This is a genomic window from Lysobacter sp. CA196 (genome assembly GCF_052078695.1).
GTDB lineage: Bacteria > Pseudomonadota > Gammaproteobacteria > Xanthomonadales > Xanthomonadaceae > Lysobacter.
Map to the genome: position 1 here is coordinate 107592 of NZ_JBQJIN010000010.1, position 19156 is coordinate 126747.

Sequence of the window (19156 nt, forward strand, 5' to 3'; positions counted from 1 at the left end):
ACTCGGGACTCGGGACTGGGGACTCGCGAACCTGGGGTTCGTGGATCTGCGGAACGCTGGAGCCGTTCCGAGTCCCGAGCCACCAGTCCCGAGTCCCGCGCTCGCTCAAGCGAACTGTTTGAGAAACCTGACATCGTTCTCGAAGAAACTGCGCAGGTCGTCGACGCCGTAGCGCAGCATGGTCAGGCGCTCCACGCCCATGCCGAAGGCGTAGCCGGTGTAGCGCTCCGGGTCGATGCCGACATTGCGCAACACGTTCGGATGGACCATGCCGCAGCCGAGCACTTCGAGCCAGCGGGTGCTGCCGTCGGGCTGCTGCCAGGCGATGTCGACTTCAGCAGAAGGTTCGGTGAAGGGGAAATAGCTCGGGCGGAAGCGCATCTCGAAATCGCGCTCGAAGAACGCACGCACGAATTCGGCCAGGGTGCCCTTGAGGTCGGCGAAGCTGGAATGCTCGTCGATCAGCAGGCCTTCGCACTGGTGGAACATCGGCGTGTGGGTCTGGTCGCTGTCGCTGCGATACACCTTGCCGAGCGCGATCATGCGCAGCGGCGGCTGGTGTTCGAGCATGTAGCGCACCTGCATGCCCGAGGTATGCGTGCGCAGCAGACGCGCGACGCCGGCCTCGTCGGGAGCGAAATAGAAGGTGTCGTGCATCGCCCGCGCCGGATGGTGCGGCGGGAAATTCAGCGCTTCGAAGTTGTGCCAGTCGTCCTCGATCTCGGGACCGTCGGCGAGTTCGAAGCCCAGGCGGCCGAAGATGTCGGCCATGCGCTCCATGGTGCGGCTGACCGGGTGCAGGCCGCCGCGCGCGGCGTCGACGCCGGGCAGGGTCACGTCGATGGTTTCCGACGCCAACCGCGCATCGAGCGCGGCATCGTCGAGCGCGAGCTTGCGCTCGGCCAATGCGGCGGTCAGCGCGTCGCGCGCCTTGTTGATCGCCTCGCCCGCGGCCTTGCGCTCCTCGGCCGGCAGGGTGCCGAGCTGCTTGAGCTGGGCGGTGACGCTGCCGGACTTGCCGAGCAGCGAAACGCGCAACGCTTCGATCGCATCGGAAGACGCCGCCGCGGCGATCTCGTCCAGCGCCTGTCGGGTCAGTGCTTCGATTCCACTCATCGCCTTTCCAATCTCTTAGCGCCCGACTCGGGTTTCGCCGGGCATCGTCCTCGGACCGTCGCTGCGGCGAACAACCGGACCCTGCTTGCGGCGGCTTCGCTGTCGGGAACCGAAGCGCGGCGACCGCAAGAACGGATGGATTCGGCTTTGACCGAGCGACGAGCGGTACTGCAACCTGCCGTTGCCGCGAACGAACCGCGGCAGCGACCGGATCGAACGACCCCGTTATCGGAACCGGCGACCGAGACCCACGATGGATCCGGAAGCGGCACCTGGGAACGAGGCCCAGAAACGACAATGGGGAAGGACTTGCGCCCTTCCCCATGCCTTAACCTTGTGCCCATGCCGCGAACCTCGTGCATCGGCACTCGGCTCGGACGGGGAATGAAGCAGGTTACGCCGCGAGCGCGCTCTTCGCCTTTTCGGCCAGCGCCGCAAAACCCTTCGCGTCGTGCACGGCGATGTCCGCCAGCACCTTACGGTCGAGGGTGATGCCGGCCTTGAGCATGCCGTTGATGAAACGGCTGTAGCTCATGCCGTTGATGCGGGCCGCCGCATTGATGCGGGTGATCCACAGCGAACGGAAATTGCGCTTCTTCTGCTTACGACCGATGTAGGCGTACTGCAGGGCCTTCGTGACCGCCTGCTTGGCGACGCGGAAGACCTTGCGGCGGGCGTTGTAGTAGCCCTTGGCCTGCTTCAGGATTTTCTTGTGACGGGCTCGTGCCGTTACACCACGCTTAACTCGTGCCATTTTCTATTCTCCTCACAAATACGGAAGCATGCGGTCCAGACGGCCAGCGTCCTCGGCACGAACATGGTTCGTCTGCCGCAGGTTGCGCTTCCGCTTGGTCGCTTTCTTGGTGAGGATGTGGCTCTTGTTGGCGTGGCCGCACTTGTACTTGCCGGAAGCGGTCTTCCGGAAGCGCTTGGCTGCCGCCCGATTGGTCTTGATCTTGGGCATTGCGATGTCCTTTCGGAGGTTTATGTCACTGGCCTGGGCGGTGGCACCGTCGCGCGCAATGCGCTGGCCACTCTTTCCGTCCTGCCCTTGCCGGCTTGTAAGTCGTTGATCTGGAACGAATCTACGACAGGTCCGTGATGCTGCATACAACAAACCCCGGCGAACCGGGCCGCACAGTATGCGCGAGGCCGGAAGCTTACGCAAATCAGCGGCTTACGGGGGGGGCCGAAAGGCCGGCCAGCCGCCCCAGTCGCCAAGGCCGGTGCGCGACTACTGTGCGGCCGTTGCGCGGAGGAACGCGCGGGTCAGGCCCGATTCGGCCCGGCTCGCGCGCGGCCCGGTCGGGACGCGGGCACCACGTCGCGGCCCGCGGGGCCGCTCGGCATCGACGACTCGGGAACGCCCGCATCGCCGATTCGCATCGGCGCTGCGCCGGATACGAACAGGGGCCGCTTTCGCGACCCCTGCAGGTTTACTGCTTTTTCTTCGGCGCGATCATCATGACCATCTGCCGCCCTTCCAGGCGCGGACGCGACTCGACGACGATGTCCTCGCCCAGGTCGGCCTCGATCCGGGCCGCCATCTCGCGACCGAGTTCCTGATGGCTCATCTCGCGACCACGGAAACGGATGTTGACCTTGACCTTGTCGCCCTCTTCCAGAAAACGGCGCATGTTGCGCAGCTTGATCTGGTAGTCGCCTTCGTCGGTCACCGGACGGAACTTGAGTTCCTTGATTTCGACCTGCTTCTGCTTCTTTTTGGCCGCATTGGCCTTCTTCTGCAGTTCGAACTTGTACTTGCCGAAGTCCATGATGCGGCATACCGGCGGATCGGCATTCGGCTGAATCTCGACTAGATCCAGAGCCTCGTCCTCGGCCATGCGCAAGGCTTCGTCGCGCGTTAGCACGCCGATCATTTCGCCATCGCTGCCGATCACGCGCACACGCGGTACGCGGATCTCGTTGTTCTTACGATTCGGCTTCTCGGGGGTACTGATTGTTGCAATCTCCAAAGTGGATACGCTGTTTGCGCATCGGGCCGTCCCGGGCTCGGACCGGGACGGGATCTGTACAAGCTGCGCGCGGTTAGCCGACGTTCTCGCCGTTCAAACGCGAAGCGAACTCGGCGACGGTCATCGTCCCCAGGTCCTCCCCACCCCGCGTACGCACCGCAATCATGCCATTGTCCTTCTCGCGGTCGCCGGCCACAAGCAGGTACGGCACGCGCTGCAGCGTGTGCTCGCGAATCTTATAGCCGATCTTTTCGTTCCGCAAATCGGACTCGACCCGGAACCCTTGATTTGCAAGGAGTTTCCGGACTTCGGCCACATAATCGGCCTGGGCGTCGGTGATGTTCATCACGGTGGCCTGAACCGGGGCCAGCCACGGCGGGAACTGGCCGGCGTGGTGCTCGATCAGGATGCCGATGAAGCGCTCCATCGAGCCCACGATGGCCCGGTGCAGCATGACCGGGGTGCGGCGCTGGCTGTTCTCGTCGACGTATTCCGCCCCCAGACGGCCCGGCATCATGAAGTCGACCTGCATCGTGCCGAGCTGCCAGGTCCGGCCGATCGCGTCCTTGAGGTGGTACTCGATCTTCGGGCCGTAGAAGGCGCCCTCGCCCGGCAGTTCCTGCCATTCGACCCCGCAGGCGCCCAGGGCGCTGCGCAGGGCCGCCTCGGCCTTGTCCCAGGTGGCGTCGTCGCCCAGGCGCGAGTCCGGGCGCAGGGCGATCTTGATCTGAATGTCCTCGAAGCCGAAATCGCCGTAGACCGCCAGGGCCTGGCGGTGGAAAGCGGTGACCTCGGACTCGATCTGGTCTTCCAGGCAGAACACGTGGCCGTCGTCCTGGGTGAAGCCGCGCACGCGCAGGATGCCGTGCAGCGCGCCGGAGGGCTCGTTGCGGTGGCAGGAGCCGAACTCGCCGTAACGGATCGGCAGGTCGCGGTAGCTGTGCAGACCCTGGTTGAACACCTGGACGTGGCCCGGGCAGTTCATCGGCTTGACCGCGTAGGTGCGCTTCTCCGATTCGGTGAAGAACATGTTCTCTTTGTAGTTGTCCCAGTGGCCGGACTTCTGCCACAGCGACACGTCGAGGATCTGCGGGCAGCGCACTTCGCCGTAGCCGCTGTCGCGGTAGACGCGGCGCATGTACTGCTCGACCACCTGCCAGATCGACCAGCCCTTCGGGTGCCAGAACACCAGGCCCGGCGCCTCTTCCTGCAGGTGGAACAGGTCCTGTTGCTTGCCGATGCGGCGGTGGTCGCGCTTCTCGGCTTCCTCGATGCGCTGGATGTACGCCGCCAGCTGCTTCTTGTCGGCCCAGGCGGTGCCGTAGACGCGCTGCAGCTGCTCGTTCTTGGAATCGCCGCGCCAGTACGCGCCGGAGATGCGGGTGAGCTTGAAGGCCTTGAGGAAACGCGTGTTCGGCACGTGCGGGCCGCGGCACATGTCGACGTATTCCTCGTGGTAGTACAGGCCCATCGCCTGCTCGTCGGGCATGTCCTCGACCAGGCGCAGCTTGTAGTCCTCGCCGCGCGACTGGAACACCGAGACGACCTCATTGCGCGGCGTGACCTTCTTGATCACGTCGTAGTCCTTGTCGATCAGCTGGACCATGCGCTGCTCGATCGCGGCCTGGTCCTCGGGCGTGAACGGGCGCTCGTACCAGATGTCGTAGTAGAAGCCTTCGTCGATGACCGGGCCGATCACCATCTTGGCGGTCGGGTACAACTGCTTGACCGCGTGCCCGACCAGATGGGCGCAGGAATGGCGGATGATCTCAACGCCCTCCGGGTCCTTCGGAGTGATGATGCGCAGCTTGGCGTCATGGTCGATGCGGTCGCTGGCGTCGACCAGCTTGCCGTCGACCTCGCCGGCGACGGTCGCCTTGGCCAGGCCGGCGCCGATCGATGCGGCGACGTCCATGACGGACACGGGATGTTCGAATTCGCGGCGGCTGCCGTCGGGGAGGGTAATGGCGATCATGGCGGGGTCTTCGTAGTCGTTGCGGGTCGTCGCTGCGGCAGCCGGCGCCGGCCGTCAGCGGCCAGGCATGCGACGGCAGGGTCGCGACTCGGATAGGGAAAGCGGTCGAAAAGGAGGCGGATCGCGGCGGCCTTTACCGCAAGGCGGGCTGCTGCGCGGACAAGAAAAAAGCGCCACCGGGGCGCCTGCGCTCGCGGGGCCTCGGACGGTTCAGCGATGGGAGCAGCTAGTGTCCATGTCGCACGCTAGGCCGGCGATTCGCGCGGGCCACCTCGGGTTCGGGAGCGGCCCAATGCCGATCCGGACGCTAATAGTTGGGGACGCAGGCAGCCAAGTCAACGGCGGTGCCAGGCCGGCATGGCAGTCCGCCGCCCCTTTATCGGGCTCGGGCGCGCGCATCAACGTCGGCGCCCTTGCCATTGCTCGGCGAAGCCGCGTGCCGCGGTGGAGGAGACATGGTCGTCGTCCCAGTACAGCGAGAACCCATCGCGCAGGACGCCGCAGGAATCTCCGCTGCAGAAATATGCCTCCGGGTCGATCACCTGCACGTTCGGATAGGTCGCGGCGACGGCATTCAGCAATCTGCGCGACCGCTCGGTGCGCGCCAAATAGTGCGCCCTGGATTCCGCGCAGGACTGCAGCTTGTCGAGGTCGATGCATTGTTGTGCGCGAGCCGCCAGTTCCGGCGTCGGGCCCATGATCAATACCCGTTCGGCTAGGCCGCTCGCTGTCGCCATGGTCTTCATGAACGCGTCCTCGAACTCCGCTGCCCGAGCATCGCCCAAAAAAGACGGCCATCGCGCGGCGACGATCAGCGTGCGCGGCTTCAGTTGCCGGAGATAGGCCAGCGCCATCCGATTCGAGGCCTCGCACGCCGGTGCCTTCGACTCGTAGCCCTTGACGCCTGCGAATCCCAGCGCTGGACCACAAGAATCGCGAGTGATGTTGATCGCGGCGCGATCGGCTATCTCCCAGGCGAATGGCTGCCAGGCCAGTGCATGGGAGTCTCCCCAGATCACCGTATCGATGGCCTCGTCGGATGAGGCGCAAGCAGAGTCCGGAGCGGCCGGCACCGGCGACGAACTGCTGGCGTGGCAGGTCGCCATGTTCTCGGGGCGGTCGCGCGACGTACGCGCGCCGGCTCCCTTGCCGTTATCGATGTAGCTGGCTCCCCCCAACGAGCCGATGGCGAGCGCTGCCGATAGCGCAGAACCCACCCAGACCGTGCGGACCGAGCCGGCGTGAACCATGCCGCGGAACGGCCGCTCGATCCAGCGACAACTGAGCCAGGCCAACACGATCGCCGCAAGCACCAACGTCGTCTTCAGCTCGGGCGGCAAAGGCACGACACTCCCCGCCTTCGCGATCGCCAGCAACGGCCAATGCCACAGATACAGCGAATACGAGATCAGACCCACGAATACCATCGGACGCGCTCGCAACAGGGCGCCTGCGCCACCCAAATGACCGCGGACATGGACACTCCAGAGGACCAGAGCCGCTCCGGCCACAGCCGGCAGCGCCCCGAGCCCAGGGAAGTGCCCGGGCAGGAACGGGACGAACAAGGAAATCACCGCCAAGACCACACCGGCGTAACAGGCAGGTAGCGCTCCCTTGCCCGCTCGGACGGACGACATCGCGACCAGGCCGCCAGCGGTCAATTCCCAGAATCGGGTCGGCATCTGATAGAAGGCCGCATCGTTGCCGGTACCGATGAGATGCTCGGCCGCGACCAGGGACGCGGCTGCGAGGCACAGCGTCAGGCCGACCATCCAGGAGCGCCGCAGACGCAGCAGACCGAGCATAAGCAACGGCCAAAGCAGATAGAACTGCTCCTCCACGCCCAGCGACCACAGATGCAGCAACGGCATCGTGCCGGAGTCGGCGTCGAAGTAGCCGCCGGTTCGCGATTGGAAGAAGAAGTTCCCGACAAAGAGCAGGGAAGCGGCCGCCGATTGCGCGGCCGTGCGCTGATCGTCCGGAGACGGCACATACAGCGCCGTCGCGACGACGGCCGCAATGCATACGACGATCAGCGCCGGCAGGAGCCTGCGGACTCTGCGCGCATAGAATTCGAGAAAATTCGGGCGTTTCCGCTCGCTCCATTCGCGCAACAGCAAACCGGTGATGAGGTAACCCGATATCACGAAGAAGATATCGACACCGACGAAGCCGTTGTCGAGCATCGGCAGCCCAGCGTGATAGAGCACCACCCCGACCACCGCGATCGCACGCAGACCATCGATTTCCGGGCGATAGACAAGCGTGCCCGCGCCCGAGCGATGCTCCGGTGTCATACCCTTCCGCTCGTCGAAATCGCCATGGCCAGCCCCACCCCGGACCGCCGCCGGAGCTCTCGAGTTTCGCGATTGCCGTACCGCCAGACCGACTGGCCGGATTCCCCATGAGCCACCCGACAACGCGTGGCGCCGCACATCCTATCGCCGCACGCCGGGTCGCGCCAAAAAACAGAAAGGCCCGGCTTGCGCCGGGCCTTTCGTCACCGAATTGGTGGGCGGTACAGGGTTCGAACCTGTGACCCCTACCATGTCAAGGTAGTGCTCTACCGCTGAGCTAACCGCCCGTCGCCGTCTTGCCTGAAACCTGCTGCAAACTCCCCGGCGAGGGGCGCGCAGTGTAGCCCAGCCTGCGGCAGCGAGCAACCGTTTTTCTCTTCGACCGAGTCGACCGCCCTCAGGCCGCGAACCCCGCATCCTTGAGCCGGCGCAGTTGGTCGCGCACCGCCGCGGCCTCCTCGAACTCCAGGTCGCGGGCGTGCTGGTACATCTGCTGCTCCAAGGCCTTGATCCGGGCGGCGAACTGGGACGGGCTGAGCGCCGCGTAATCGGCGGCTTCGTCGGCGACCTTGCGCCCTTTGCCGCGGGCTTTGAGGCCGTCGGGATCGACGCGTGCGCCTTCCATGACGTCGACGATGGTCTTGCTCACCGACTTGGGGGTGATGCCGTGCTCGGTGTTGTACTCGACCTGCTTGTGGCGGCGCCGGTCGGTCTCCTCGATCGCCTTCTGCATCGAGTTGGTGACGCGGTCGGCGTACAGGATCGCCTTGCCGCGCAGGTTGCGCGCGGCGCGACCGATGGTCTGGATCAATGAGCCGGCCGAACGCAGGAAGCCCTCCTTGTCGGCATCGAGGATCGCCACCAGCGACACTTCGGGCATGTCCAGGCCCTCGCGCAGGAGGTTGATGCCGACCAGCACGTCGAACTTGCCCAGGCGCAGGTCGCGGATGATCTCGACCCGCTCGACGGTGTCGATATCCGAGTGCAGGTAGCGCACCTTGACCCCGTGCTCGGCCAGGTACTCGGTGAGGTTCTCCGACATGCGCTTGGTCAGGGTCGTGATCAGCACGCGGTCGCCCATGGCGACGCGTTCGCGGATTTCGCCCAGCACGTCGTCGACCTGGGTCGCGACCGGCCGGATCTCGACCTCGGGATCGATCAGACCGGTCGGGCGCACCACCAGTTCGGTCACCTGCCCTTCCGACTTGCGCAGTTCGTACGGACCCGGCGTCGCCGAGACGAAGATCGAGCGCGGCGAGCGGCCCTCCCACTCTTCGAACTTCAACGGCCGGTTGTCGAGCGCCGACGGCAGGCGGAAACCGAATTCGACCAGGGTTTCCTTGCGCGAGCGGTCGCCCTTGTACATGGCGCCGATCTGCGGAATGGTCACGTGGGATTCGTCGATGACCAGCAACGCATCCGGCGGCAGATAATCGAACAGGCACGGCGGCGGCTCGCCGGGCATGTGCCCGCTCAGGTGCCGCGAGTAGTTCTCGATGCCGTTGCAATAGCCGACCTCGGCCAGCATCTCCAGGTCGAACTGGGTGCGCTGGGCCAGGCGCTGAGCTTCGACCAGCCGGTTCTGGGCGTAGAGCAGCTCGAGACGTTCGCGCAGCTCGTCCTTGATCGTTTCGATCGCATCGAGCACCGTGCGCCGCGTCGTTACGTAATGCGAGCCGGGATAGATCGTGTAACGCGGGACCTTGCTCAAGGTTTCGCCGGTCAGCGGGTCGAACAGGGTCAAGTTCTCGATCTCGCCGTCGAACAGCTCGACGCGCAGGGCCTCCGAGTCGCTTTCGGCCGGATGCACGTCGATGACCTCGCCGCGCACGCGGTAGGTCGCGCGACGCAGCTCGGTGTCGTTGCGGGTGTACTGCATTTCGGTGAGGCGGCGGATCAGCTCGCGCTGGTCGATGCGCTCGCCGCGGACCATGTGCAGGACCATGCGGAAGTATTCGTTCGGGTCGCCGAGGCCGTAGATCGCCGACACCGTGCAAACGATGATCGCGTCGCGGCGCTCGAGCAGGGCCTTGGTCGCCGACAGGCGCATCTGCTCGATGTGCTCGTTGACCGAGCTGTCCTTCTCGATGAAGGTGTCGCTCGAGGGCACGTAGGCCTCGGGCTGGTAATAGTCGTAGTAGCTGACGAAGTATTCGACCGCGTTATGCGGGAAGAACGCCTTGAACTCGCCGTACAGCTGCGCGGCCAGGGTCTTGTTCGGGGCCATGACCAGGGTCGGCTTCTGCACCGCCTGGATCACGTTCGCGACCGTATAGGTCTTGCCCGAGCCGGTCACGCCGAGCAAGGTTTGCTGGGCCAGGCCGTTGTCGAACCCTTTGATCAGGCGCTCGATGGCCTGCGGCTGATCGCCCGCGGGCGAGTAAGGCGCGACCAGTTGGAAACCGGGAGACTGCTGACTGTCGTCCATCGTGCGACCCGAGCGTTGCGAGTCGTCCAGTTTAGCCAAGTCGGTCGCAGCGGGTGCGAACGGGCCCCTCAACGGCGAAGGCCCGCTCCAGGAGCGGGCCTTCTACGGGCGCTCGAACTAAAGGCGCTCGAAGATCAATTCATGTTCCAGCATTCCTTCCGCGGAGCATCGTTTGGCGTTTTCACGCCGGTATTGGTAATGCCGAGCGTGCCGCACTTGTCCTTGTCCTGACCGGTGCTGGCGCTCGGCACCGCCTGCAAGCTGAATGCGCTGGCGGTCGGCGCCCCGTTCAATGAAATTGTGTACTGGGGTGTGTCCGCCCCTTGCGGAGACTTGGTCGGTGCACCGATTACGGCCAAATCCGCTCCGACATAAGTATTTCGCATCGTGTAGAAACGCTCCATTGCCTGAGCCGCTTCGGCCAAGTCGGCCTTGGCTTGGCCGCGACGGCTCTTGCGCACGCTGTCCTGGTAAGCCGGCACCGCGATGCCGGCCAGGATGGCGACGATGGCCACCACGACCATCAACTCGATGAGCGTGAAACCCCGCTGGAGGCGCACTGCCGCTTTCGCAAACTGCTGCTTCATGTCGGTTCCTCGTTATCGGATCTGGCGCCAGGACTGGCGGCCGCAGGGTCGGGGCAGATAGATCGGCTGCGAACCCGAAGTCTGGACCATCACAGAGCACTTGGATGCCATGGCCTGAGCGATCTGCTCGTCGGTCGCAGTGACCGGAAGAATGTCGGTCTTCGGTGTCGCCACCACCGCGATGTCCTTGACCGGTGCCGAGCCCTTGCCGCTCGCCTGGCCCTTCAGCTTGACCGCGCCAACCTTGTCGCCGAAACGGTTACCCGTCGCCGAGCCGACACGTGCATTGGCCAAGCCTCCGGCGCCGCTGAGTGCATCGAGACCGTACAGCCAGTTATTGCCGTCGGTCGAGCAACCATCGGTGCTGTTCGGGTCGTAGGTCGGGAAGAACAGAATGCCGTTCTGCAGGCGAGGGTTGCCGATGAAACGTTCGCCTGTCGCGACCGGATTACCGTTGCCGCCGGTATCCACGCCGAGATTGATGTACCAGCCCTTCTTGGTGGCATCCAAACGGCTGCCCGTCACGTAACGCAGCATCGCGCCGGTGGTGTCCGCTTCCTGATTGATGAACTGCGCCTGCAATTCGCTGCGTCCGGCAACGACCGCGTCGCGGTCGATGATGCCGTAGGCGCTCTGCATCGCCTTGTCGCTGGGATCGTCGACGAACGAGAAGCTGCCGGTACCGAACAGCACCATCACGTCGTTGCCGACCGTGGTCACCTCAAGGCCGCCGAGGATCGGCTGACGCAGAGCGTAGTCGTCCTTGTAGCGCGCGATGAACAACGGCTTGCCGCCGAGACCGACCGAATTATTGCGCAAGTCGAACTTCCAAACCGCACCGTTCAGATCGCCGGCGTACACCGTGTCGGCGAAACCGTCGCGAACCTGGGTGGTGCCCGTACCCTGATAGCGATCGATCACGACCACGTTGCCGAGACCGTTCTTGGTCCGGGTCGGCAGGGTACCGCTGGTCTCCGTGGCCGTGATCCGGGTCACCTTGCCGTCGGCGATATCGACCAGGAACAGCACGGCCTTGCCGTTGACGCTGTCGTAGCCGTTGCCGAAGATCGCCTTCCATTTGATTGCGCCACCAGCATCCTTGACTGGCACGATCGCGATCTTGCCGAGCACGCTGCCGATGTCCTTGCCGCCGTTGGCATCGCTGACCTTGTCATTGATCTCCCAGAGCACGCTCAGCGCACTTTGGTTGGTCACGTCGAGCGCGAAAACGCCGCGTCCGCCGGCGCCGACGCTAGCGGCCACCACCGTCTTCCAAGCGCTGCCATCGTGCGCGTCGGACACGGTCACCAGGCCATCGACATAATAACGATGCTGGAACACCTGGTCGTTGCGATCGGCCGCGTTATACGGGAACAACAGATTTCCCATGTGTCCGACCGAAGTCGCCGGAATGTAAGCGAACGCCTCCTTGCCACTGGTCCCGTCGAAAGCATGAAACATGCCGTCGTTCGCACCGACGTAGACGAAGGGCTTGCGCACGCCGGTGCGCTTGCTCGTCAGGTAGTTGTTGTAATTCAGCACATCGCCGGTAGAGCCATCGGCGCTGCGGAGTCCGCGGTAGCCATAGTCGTCGCCGAGCGAGGAAATGATAGGCGTCGAATTGACGATGTCGCCCAGCAAGGTCGTGCGCTTGCGCAACTTGCCGCCGTCATTGGCCGTGTCGCCGCGCAAGTAAGCCACCGCCTCCGCGCCGGTCACGCCACCAACGATGCGATTGAATTTGCCCGCGCAATTCTGCAGCGCATCGCTGCACAAGGCAGCCAGCACCGCGGCATCGTTCGCGCCCAATGCGGTCGCGGCGAAATCGGCCACCGTAGGCTTCACGTTGCCTCCAGCGGTAGCGCCGAATCGTACCGTGCGTCCCGCGGAAGCGATCTGGCTGGCGGCTTCCCACTTGGTGGTGAAGGTGATGGTGCCGGCGATGGGGTCGTTCTGCGCCGTATAAGCCGTCAGGCGGCTGAACCAGTCGGTCCCGTTGTTCGCCGATTCGTAGGTCGGCTCGACCGAAAGCGTATTGCTGCCGAGACGCGCACCGCTCAGGCCGATCGTGCCTGACGGGGTTTCGCCGCCACCGACCGACGCCAGAATCTCGCGCATGGCCGAGGTGATGTCGGCCGGCGTCGTCGCGTTGACGTACCTGCCGCGCGCGTTCATCGTCGCGTGCCAGATCTCGTCGACCGTGCTCGGCGCATCGTCCTGGCGCGAGCGCCATGCCGGATAACCTGCCGGGGTATACGGGTCGGGCGTGTTGGTGTTGGGGTTGTAGGTGACGCCGTAGATATCGCCTCGCGCGCCCAGCGTGACCCCGTAGAAGTTCATATGCGGGTCTTTGCGGCAATCCAGCTTCGGATCGTTCGGCGTGGTTTTGCACGCGTCCGGCACCGGCACCTTGCCCAGGCCAAGATCGCTGCGCAGCGTGGCCTTGTAGTAGAAGGCCGCGGTGTCGGCGAGCGTATTGGCATGGGCATCGGCGAGCGGCGCCGGCATGTCGGCATCGTGCGAGCCGACTGCGGGACCGCCACCATTGCTGTAGCCGTCGGTGAACAGCATACCGGCATTGATCTGACAGGCGTACTTCACCGGCGCACCCGCATCGGTCCGCAAGAACTGCTTGCCGACGTGCTCGACCGCAAAACGATTGGGCGTACCGCCGCTGGCGTTGAGCTTCAGCAGCTTGTCGTTGTAGAGCGCCGCCTTATCGGCAGCCACCGACATGTCGCGCATGACGACGTCGGTATAACTGGTCGGATTGATCGTGAACATGCCGACGCGCATTTTTTCGGTGCGCTCCAGCGACAGGGTCAGCGCAGCCTTCATCGCGCGATTACGATTGCCGTAGAAACTGAACCAGTTAGCGAAGTTCTGGATCGCCTCGGCGTACTTCCCGGCGGAATAATTGCCGGATTTGATCTCGTACTTATACAGATCGCAGCCACTGCCGCAGGCATTCTTGGCCAGCGTGGGCGTAGCGGTATAGCCCCAGGCCGAGCCGGCCGTGGCCGACTTCAGATAGAACGTAGCCGGGTAGTATTCGATGGAGATTTCGCAGTCTTCGTTGACCGTGGCCGCGCTGTTGAGCGTGCGCCAGCTGCCCCCTCTCAGGCCGCCGCAATTGGCATCGGAGTAATACACCGTGTCCTTGGGCAGAGTCGCGCCGTTGGGCACCATGAAAAGATTGTCCCCGCCATTCAGCCGCCAATTGCTGGCTAGGTTGATCGTCGGCGAGGCGGAATCCGGATCGACCCGGGTAGCGGCAATGCTGGCCGCCGGGTAGTCGACGATCTCATTGGAGGCGTTGGGCCGCTTCCACGGCGCATACGTGACGGCTGGATTGAAATAGGCCGGATTCACGTCTGGCGAACGGGCGAAACCGAAATTGTCGATCGGCGGAATCGCGTAGCGCGAGTTGGCGATCCGATAGCCATCCGAAGGGATTGTGTGATGGAAGTTCTCGAGATCCGAGCTGTCGTTCTGGGTGCGCGGACGCGCGTTGACGCCGGTACCGATGAAGAAGCCGTTAGTCGAAGCCGCGTCGTTCTCCCAGAACGCCGAGCCGTCCTTACCCGGGAACAAGGTCTGGAAGGTCATCGAACCGGAGTTGTCGACCGCCATGACGAAGGCCGGCGGCACCGTGACGCTGGAATTCAGCGGCACCTGCGCCAGCGAGCCGCCGGCCTGGATGGCGTTGGCGTTGTAGAGCCAGTAACCGCCGCCGGCAAGCGCCAGCACGAGCGGAACGGCGATGTAGACGCGCGGGGAAGTCATGGCGATACCCTCAGGGCACGAAAATGGTGTCGATGACGGCGTCCGAACCCGGATTAGCGCCGCGATCCACGGCGTAGGCCGTGACTTGGAAAATCAGATTGGTGTTCTCGCTGATCGGCGCGGTGCCCATGCCGATACCGGTGCCGCCGGAGACGCATTCGTCGATACGGCGGGTATAGCTGAGCTTGGCAGGCAGCGGGTTGGCGTACTTGAGCGTCTCCGCCCAGGCGGAAGGGTCGAAGCCGGCGGTGCATACCGACTCGTCCAGATCGATCGACTCGGCGCCGCCGCTCTGGACCTGGCGCTGCAGGTCGCCTTCCTTGCCGCGCGCACGCCCCTCGGCATTCTGGAACGCCATATTGGTCGAGCGATAACTGGCCGTCATGCGTTCCTGCAGCCCGGTGACCTGCATCGCGGTGATGCCGATCAACGCGAGCAGGATCAGCATGATCAAGGCTACGTACAACACCGCGCCGCGCTGGGCGCGGGCCCCGGTGAACGGTCGAGTACGGGTCGTATTCATGGCGGGCCTCAATTTCCGTACAGCCGGTTGCGCAAGGCGATATTGGTTTCGTACACAGTCCGGTAGCGCTGGTCGTTCGGCAGGGTCAACTGGGTGCCGAGCGAACGCGGCGCGGTCGTGCGTTGCTGTGCCGAGGCTGGATCTGTACTACGGATCAGCAGGCCGACCTGCATGCCGCCGACACGCTGCCAACCGCCGCTGCTGTCGCTAGCCGGCAATAGCCCCGCCGCTGTACGGACGCCGTCGATGACGCCGGTCGGGGGCTGCGCTGTATTGGTGATTGCGTCCTGCGCAAACAGCAACTGCATGTTCTCGACGCTCTCGACGATTTCTTCCGCGATACCGCCGTCCAGCGATACCGCCGCGGCACCCGGGGCCGCATTGAAGCGGGCCCGGAACAAGGTGGGCTCCTTCGCGCCATCGGGCCGAACCTTCAAGCCGATGTAGTAGACGAGGCTCTCGGCGCGATACAGACGCGCCTGGCCGGAAGCGAATGTATCGGACCCATCGAAACCGATCTGATTGACGCCGCTGCTACGCACAGTAACGACCTTGGCGCCGGTAACGTCGGCGAGCGCACTGGCCTGGAACAGCACCACCGACCGGCAGTCGGCGATGCCGAACAAACCGGGATTTTCGACAGCCTTCGTCAGTACGCCCCATTGGGTCGAATTGACTCGAATGGTCGCTGGATTGCCGGTGGTGAAACTGGTGACCTCAGCGCTCTCGGGCGACAGGAAGCGCAGTACGAGGATATCGCTGCCGCGGATCGGCCTAGGGTTCAAGGCGGTAAAGAACTGACTCTCCACTGCAGGCACCCAATCGCCAGCGCTGCCTTCGACCGGGTCGGCCGACAAGTTCAAGGTATCCGTGGGCCCGCTATTTGCAGCTTCGTACCCACGTACCGAGTAATCGAAACGCAGCGGCAGGCGATCGACCGGGACGGTCGTGTAGTTGCTGCGATCGCTGAGGAACAGTTCCCCGAACATCCCGTTCCCGGCATAGAAATGCGCCTGATCGGATACGCAGCCGAAATGTCCGCTCATGCGCGCATCGCGCTGCAGTGCATCGATCGCGAAGCGCGAGCTTTCCTGGGCTCGTGCCAGGCCCTGCGCCATCTGATAAGAGGCGCGGGAGGCCGAGAATATCTCCACCAGGCCAAGCATCAGCAGGCCGCTCAACAGCAGAGCCACCATCAGCTCGATCAGCGACAAGCCCAGTTGCGGTCGACGGCTCACAGCGCGCTCTCCATCACGAATTCGGTTCCCGCAGCGCCGACTCTCCAACGCTTGTCGTCGTCCCAGGTTATTACGATGCTGACAGTCTTGTCGGGGTTGACCAGAACTACGGCCTTGCCGCTCTCGCCCAGGGCCTCTCGCATCCGGCAGGTGAACGCCGCCTTGCGGTCGTCCGGCGTCACCTTATTAATCTTGGCGCAGCTCGCGTTCGCGGTCGCCGACGAAGCGAGATAAGTCCCGCTGTATTTAGCCGCGAGCAAGCGGTTCGAACGGATGTCGTCGAGCAGATCGCTGGACAGATTGGTGGCGATGGTGCGCTGGTTGGCGCTCTGCGACAGACGCAGATTGGTCGTTTGCAGCATCGCCAGGCCGAGCAAGCCCAACCCCAGGACGAGTACGGCGATCAGGACCTCGATCAGACTGAGGCCGCGCTGCGTCCTCGCGGAGGTCATGCTGCGCGAAAGTCGACGGCTCATGGGCAATTCCCCCTGGTCACGCTGACGCGGCCGATACGGTTGATGTCGAAGGAACGGACGTTGGCGGCGCCGGCCTTGCACGTGGCCGCCTTCATGCTGAAATTGAAGTTGGAAACGACGGCGCCGGTGGGCTTCTTTTCGATGGCGCGCCCGCGATCGTCGAAACCGATCGCGCTGATGGTGCCCATGGTGAGAGCAATGCCTTCCTGAGGCTCGATCACGCGTTTGATTTCCGCCGTGGTCCGCGCGCCATTGCCGTCCTCGTCGGTCCATACCAACATGCCGTCGGTCCAGTTCGCGCCGCAATCGGTCCGGGTGTCGTTGCTCGGGCAAACCCAGGATTGGCTCTTGCTGCGCACCGCCTCCGCGCGGGCGAGATTGATCGTCGCCAGCATCTGGTTGGTTGCCGTCGACACCCGGTTGGAGCGGATGGATTCGGTAAACGTAGGCAGGGCCAGGGCCAGCAGGATCGCAGCGATCCCGATCGTGACCATGAGCTCGATCAGTGTGAAGCCGGCAGCTCGACGCATTGGCATGAGCGGTGCTCTTCCCCAGAGGACATGAGGGATGCTAACAGCGGCTCTTGGCCCCAAATGGCACACTACCGACGAGCGGTCGGGCTGGGTTGGCCAGTGGTTCCGAGGGCGGAAATATCCCGACTTGCGTCACGCAGCAAGCGGGTTCCCGGCAGGCGATGCGCGAAACCCGGCCAAGCCGGGCGGCTCGGTCAGCCGTTCGGGGCGGTGCGCGGCTCGGTCGGCGAGCGCGCTGAATCCGCCCCCCTCTCAACCGGCATTGGGAACGGTCGACGCGCCCTTTCTGGCGGTCTCGCTGTTTTCTGAGCGAACCGATCGATGGGCGAAGCGATTCCACAACCCAACATCCATCGCCTGATCCGCTACCGATGGAGATGCGGTGAATCCGCGATTCATTCCAGCCGCGCTCGTCGCGAGACGACTCGCGAACTTCGCTGCATTCGTCGGCAGGCTCGCTGAACGCCTGGTTTTCCTGGAGAACCACAGGAAGCGGGACAACAAAAAAGGCCTCGCATTTCTGCGAGGCCTTCCAGTATTTGGCGCCCGAAGTTGGACTCGAACCAACGACCCCCTGATTAACAGTCAAGTGCTCTAACCGGCTGAGCTATTCGGGCGGGGCTGCATATGATGCTCAATGACCCGCCCTTCGTCAACACTTCGGAGCGATTTTCCTCAGGTCACGACGCGGTAGCAGGGGCGGTATTCGCCGGCGATCTTCATCCGGCGCTGTTCGACGAAGGCCCGCAGCAAGGCGTCCAGCGATTGCATCATGTCGTGGTCGCCGTGAATCTCGAACGGGCCGAATTCCTCGATCCGGCGCATGCCGTCTTCCTTGACGTTGCCGGCGACGATGCCCGAGAACGCCCGGCGCAGGTCGGCCGCCAGTTCATGCGGCTTGCGGCCGTGGTGCAGGTCCAGCGCCGCCATCGCCTCGTGGGTCGGAATGAACGGCTTCTGGAAGGTCAGCGGGATGTCGATCGACCAGTTGAAGAAGAACGAATCCTTGTGCTCGATGCGGTTTTCGCGAACCCGGCGGATGCCCGCGGCCATGCGCTTGGCCACGTGCTCGGGGTCGCCGACGATGATCTCGTAGCGCGAGGTCGCCGCCTCGCCCAGGGTCAGGCGCAGGAAGCGGTCGATCTGCTCGAAATACAGGGCCGAGGCGGTCGGGCCGGTCAGGATCAGCGGGAACGGCAGCTCGGCATTTTCCTCGCGCAGCAGGATGCCCAGCAGGTAGAGGATTTCCTCGGCCGTGCCCACGCCGCCGGGGAACACGATGATGCCGTGGCCCATGCGGACGAAGGCCTCCAGGCGCTTCTCGATGTCCGGCATGATCACCAGGTGGTTGACGATCGGGTTCGGCGACTCGGCGGCGATGATGCCCGGCTCGGTGATGCCGATGTAACGCACGCGGCGCTTGCGCTGTTTGGCGTGGGCGATGGTCGCGCCCTTCATCGGGCCTTTCATCGCGCCCGGGCCGCAGCCGGTGCAGATGTCCAGGCCGCGCAGGCCGAGCTCGTAGCCGACCTGCTTGGTGTAGATGTATTCGTCGCGCGAGATCGAGTGCCCGCCCCAGCACACGACCAGGTTCGGGTCGGCCGGGTGCAGGATGCGCGCGTTGCGCAGCAGGCCGAACACCGAATCGGTGAGACCGTCGCTGCTGTCGAGGTCGCGGCCGCCGCCCTTGTCGAGTTCCATGGCGGTATAGGCCAGGTCGCGGACCACGGCGAACAGCAGTTCGGCGACGCCGCGGATGATCTCACCGTCGACGAAGGCCATCGCCGGCGCGTGGCGCAGGTCGATGCGCACGCCGCGGTCCTGCTGGTGCACTTCGATATCGAAATCGGGATACAGCTCACGCGCGGCGCGCGGGTCGTCGGAGGCGCTGCCGCTGGTCAGCACCGCCAGGGCGCAACGGCGCAGCAGGTCGTGCATGCCGGTGGAGGCGTCGCGCAGGCGCGCGACCTCGTCGCGGGAGAGGACATCGAGCCCGCCCTTGGGGTAGATGCGGGCGTTGACCGTCGGCAGGACGGCCGCTATGGGGGTTGCGGTCATTGCGTTTTTCTCTGCTTTTTTCATCGATTAGTGGGAAAGGACTCTAGCAGTTCGGCTTGCGCTGCGGCGGCCGCTCCCGCCCGCCGGACTGGTCCGCGGCCGTGCCGCCCCACCCTGTCCGGCCGCGGATGCTGCGGCCCCATAAAAAGGAAACGGCCGGGGT

Annotated in this window: 14 protein-coding genes and 2 tRNA genes; all 16 read right to left on the reverse strand. The window is 64.4% G+C overall.

Annotated elements, in window-relative coordinates:
• Nucleotides 1-105 precede the first annotated feature (105 nt).
• The gene (gene pheS / locus ACTOWK_RS11545; protein WP_441330305.1) at nt 106-1116 is read right to left on the reverse strand and encodes a phenylalanine--tRNA ligase subunit alpha; all 1011 of its coding nucleotides are present in this window, start codon (nt 1114-1116) and stop codon (nt 106-108) included.
• Nucleotides 1117-1510: 394 nt separating this feature from the next.
• Nucleotides 1511-1870, reverse strand: a complete 360-nt coding sequence (gene rplT / locus ACTOWK_RS11550) for a 50S ribosomal protein L20 (RefSeq protein WP_435395567.1) — start codon at nt 1868-1870, stop codon at nt 1511-1513.
• A 12-nt stretch (nt 1871-1882) separates the two neighbouring features.
• A complete protein-coding gene (rpmI, locus tag ACTOWK_RS11555) occupies nt 1883-2080 on the reverse strand; it encodes a 50S ribosomal protein L35 (protein WP_027083463.1) in 198 nt (65 codons plus the stop codon).
• A 472-nt stretch (nt 2081-2552) separates the two neighbouring features.
• Entirely contained in the window at nt 2553-3086 is a 534-nt protein-coding gene (gene infC, locus ACTOWK_RS11560; protein ID WP_200875790.1) for a translation initiation factor IF-3, read from the reverse strand.
• 79 nt (nt 3087-3165) lie between these two features.
• The gene (thrS, locus tag ACTOWK_RS11565) at nt 3166-5067 is read right to left on the reverse strand and encodes a threonine--tRNA ligase (RefSeq protein WP_441330306.1); all 1902 of its coding nucleotides are present in this window, start codon (nt 5065-5067) and stop codon (nt 3166-3168) included.
• Nucleotides 5068-5465: 398 nt separating this feature from the next.
• On the reverse strand, nt 5466-7364 hold the full coding sequence (locus tag ACTOWK_RS11570) for an acyltransferase family protein (RefSeq protein ID WP_441330307.1): 1899 nt from the start codon (nt 7362-7364) through the stop codon (nt 5466-5468).
• Between the two features lie 212 nt (nt 7365-7576).
• Nucleotides 7577-7651, reverse strand: a tRNA-Val gene (locus tag ACTOWK_RS11575).
• Nucleotides 7652-7761: 110 nt separating this feature from the next.
• On the reverse strand, nt 7762-9792 hold the full coding sequence (gene uvrB, locus ACTOWK_RS11580; RefSeq protein ID WP_441330308.1) for an excinuclease ABC subunit UvrB: 2031 nt from the start codon (nt 9790-9792) through the stop codon (nt 7762-7764).
• A gap of 134 nt (nt 9793-9926) precedes the next feature.
• On the reverse strand, nt 9927-10379 hold the full coding sequence (locus ACTOWK_RS11585; protein ID WP_441330309.1) for a type IV pilin protein: 453 nt from the start codon (nt 10377-10379) through the stop codon (nt 9927-9929).
• A gap of 12 nt (nt 10380-10391) precedes the next feature.
• Nucleotides 10392-14165 carry a pilus assembly protein gene (locus tag ACTOWK_RS11590; protein ID WP_441330310.1) on the reverse strand — a complete coding sequence of 1258 codons (3774 nt, stop codon included), beginning with the start codon at nt 14163-14165 and terminating at the stop codon, nt 10392-10394.
• Nucleotides 14166-14175: 10 nt separating this feature from the next.
• On the reverse strand, nt 14176-14688 hold the full coding sequence (locus tag ACTOWK_RS11595) for a pilus assembly PilX family protein (protein ID WP_441330311.1): 513 nt from the start codon (nt 14686-14688) through the stop codon (nt 14176-14178).
• A gap of 8 nt (nt 14689-14696) precedes the next feature.
• A complete protein-coding gene (locus ACTOWK_RS11600; RefSeq protein WP_441330341.1) occupies nt 14697-15926 on the reverse strand; it encodes a PilW family protein in 1230 nt (409 codons plus the stop codon).
• A complete protein-coding gene (gene pilV, locus ACTOWK_RS11605) occupies nt 15923-16402 on the reverse strand; it encodes a type IV pilus modification protein PilV (protein ID WP_441330312.1) in 480 nt (159 codons plus the stop codon). Before pilV ends, ACTOWK_RS11600 begins: the two co-directional genes overlap by 4 nt.
• On the reverse strand, nt 16399-16938 hold the full coding sequence (locus tag ACTOWK_RS11610; protein ID WP_441330313.1) for a GspH/FimT family pseudopilin: 540 nt from the start codon (nt 16936-16938) through the stop codon (nt 16399-16401). The genes pilV and ACTOWK_RS11610 overlap by 4 nt, the downstream gene beginning before the upstream one ends.
• Nucleotides 16939-17475: 537 nt before the next feature.
• Nucleotides 17476-17552: transfer RNA gene (locus ACTOWK_RS11615), tRNA-Asn, on the reverse strand.
• A 58-nt stretch (nt 17553-17610) separates the two neighbouring features.
• Complete coding sequence (gene ppnN / locus ACTOWK_RS11620) at nt 17611-18993, reverse strand: nucleotide 5'-monophosphate nucleosidase PpnN (RefSeq protein WP_441330314.1); 1383 nt, start codon at nt 18991-18993, stop codon at nt 17611-17613.
• Nucleotides 18994-19156 lie beyond the last annotated feature (163 nt).

Bases quoted from the DNA above. Each gene is read 5' to 3' on its own strand.
- ACTOWK_RS11610 (WP_441330313.1), bottom strand. From the start codon at position 16,938: ATGCCAATGCGTCGAGCTGCCGGCTTCACACTGATCGAGCTCATGGTC.
- uvrB (WP_441330308.1), bottom strand. From the start codon at position 9,792: ATGGACGACAGTCAGCAGTCTCCCGGTTTCCAACTGGTCGCGCCTTAC.
- ACTOWK_RS11585 (WP_441330309.1), bottom strand. From the start codon at position 10,379: ATGAAGCAGCAGTTTGCGAAAGCGGCAGTGCGCCTCCAGCGGGGTTTC.
- thrS (WP_441330306.1), bottom strand. From the start codon at position 5,067: ATGATCGCCATTACCCTCCCCGACGGCAGCCGCCGCGAATTCGAACAT.
- ACTOWK_RS11595 (WP_441330311.1), bottom strand. From the start codon at position 14,688: ATGAATACGACCCGTACTCGACCGTTCACCGGGGCCCGCGCCCAGCGC.
- pilV (WP_441330312.1), bottom strand. From the start codon at position 16,402: ATGAGCCGTCGACTTTCGCGCAGCATGACCTCCGCGAGGACGCAGCGC.
- rplT (WP_435395567.1), bottom strand. From the start codon at position 1,870: ATGGCACGAGTTAAGCGTGGTGTAACGGCACGAGCCCGTCACAAGAAA.
- ACTOWK_RS11590 (WP_441330310.1), bottom strand. From the start codon at position 14,165: ATGACTTCCCCGCGCGTCTACATCGCCGTTCCGCTCGTGCTGGCGCTT.
- pheS (WP_441330305.1), bottom strand. From the start codon at position 1,116: ATGAGTGGAATCGAAGCACTGACCCGACAGGCGCTGGACGAGATCGCC.
- ACTOWK_RS11570 (WP_441330307.1), bottom strand. From the start codon at position 7,364: ATGACACCGGAGCATCGCTCGGGCGCGGGCACGCTTGTCTATCGCCCG.
- ppnN (WP_441330314.1), bottom strand. From the start codon at position 18,993: ATGACCGCAACCCCCATAGCGGCCGTCCTGCCGACGGTCAACGCCCGC.
- rpmI (WP_027083463.1), bottom strand. From the start codon at position 2,080: ATGCCCAAGATCAAGACCAATCGGGCGGCAGCCAAGCGCTTCCGGAAG.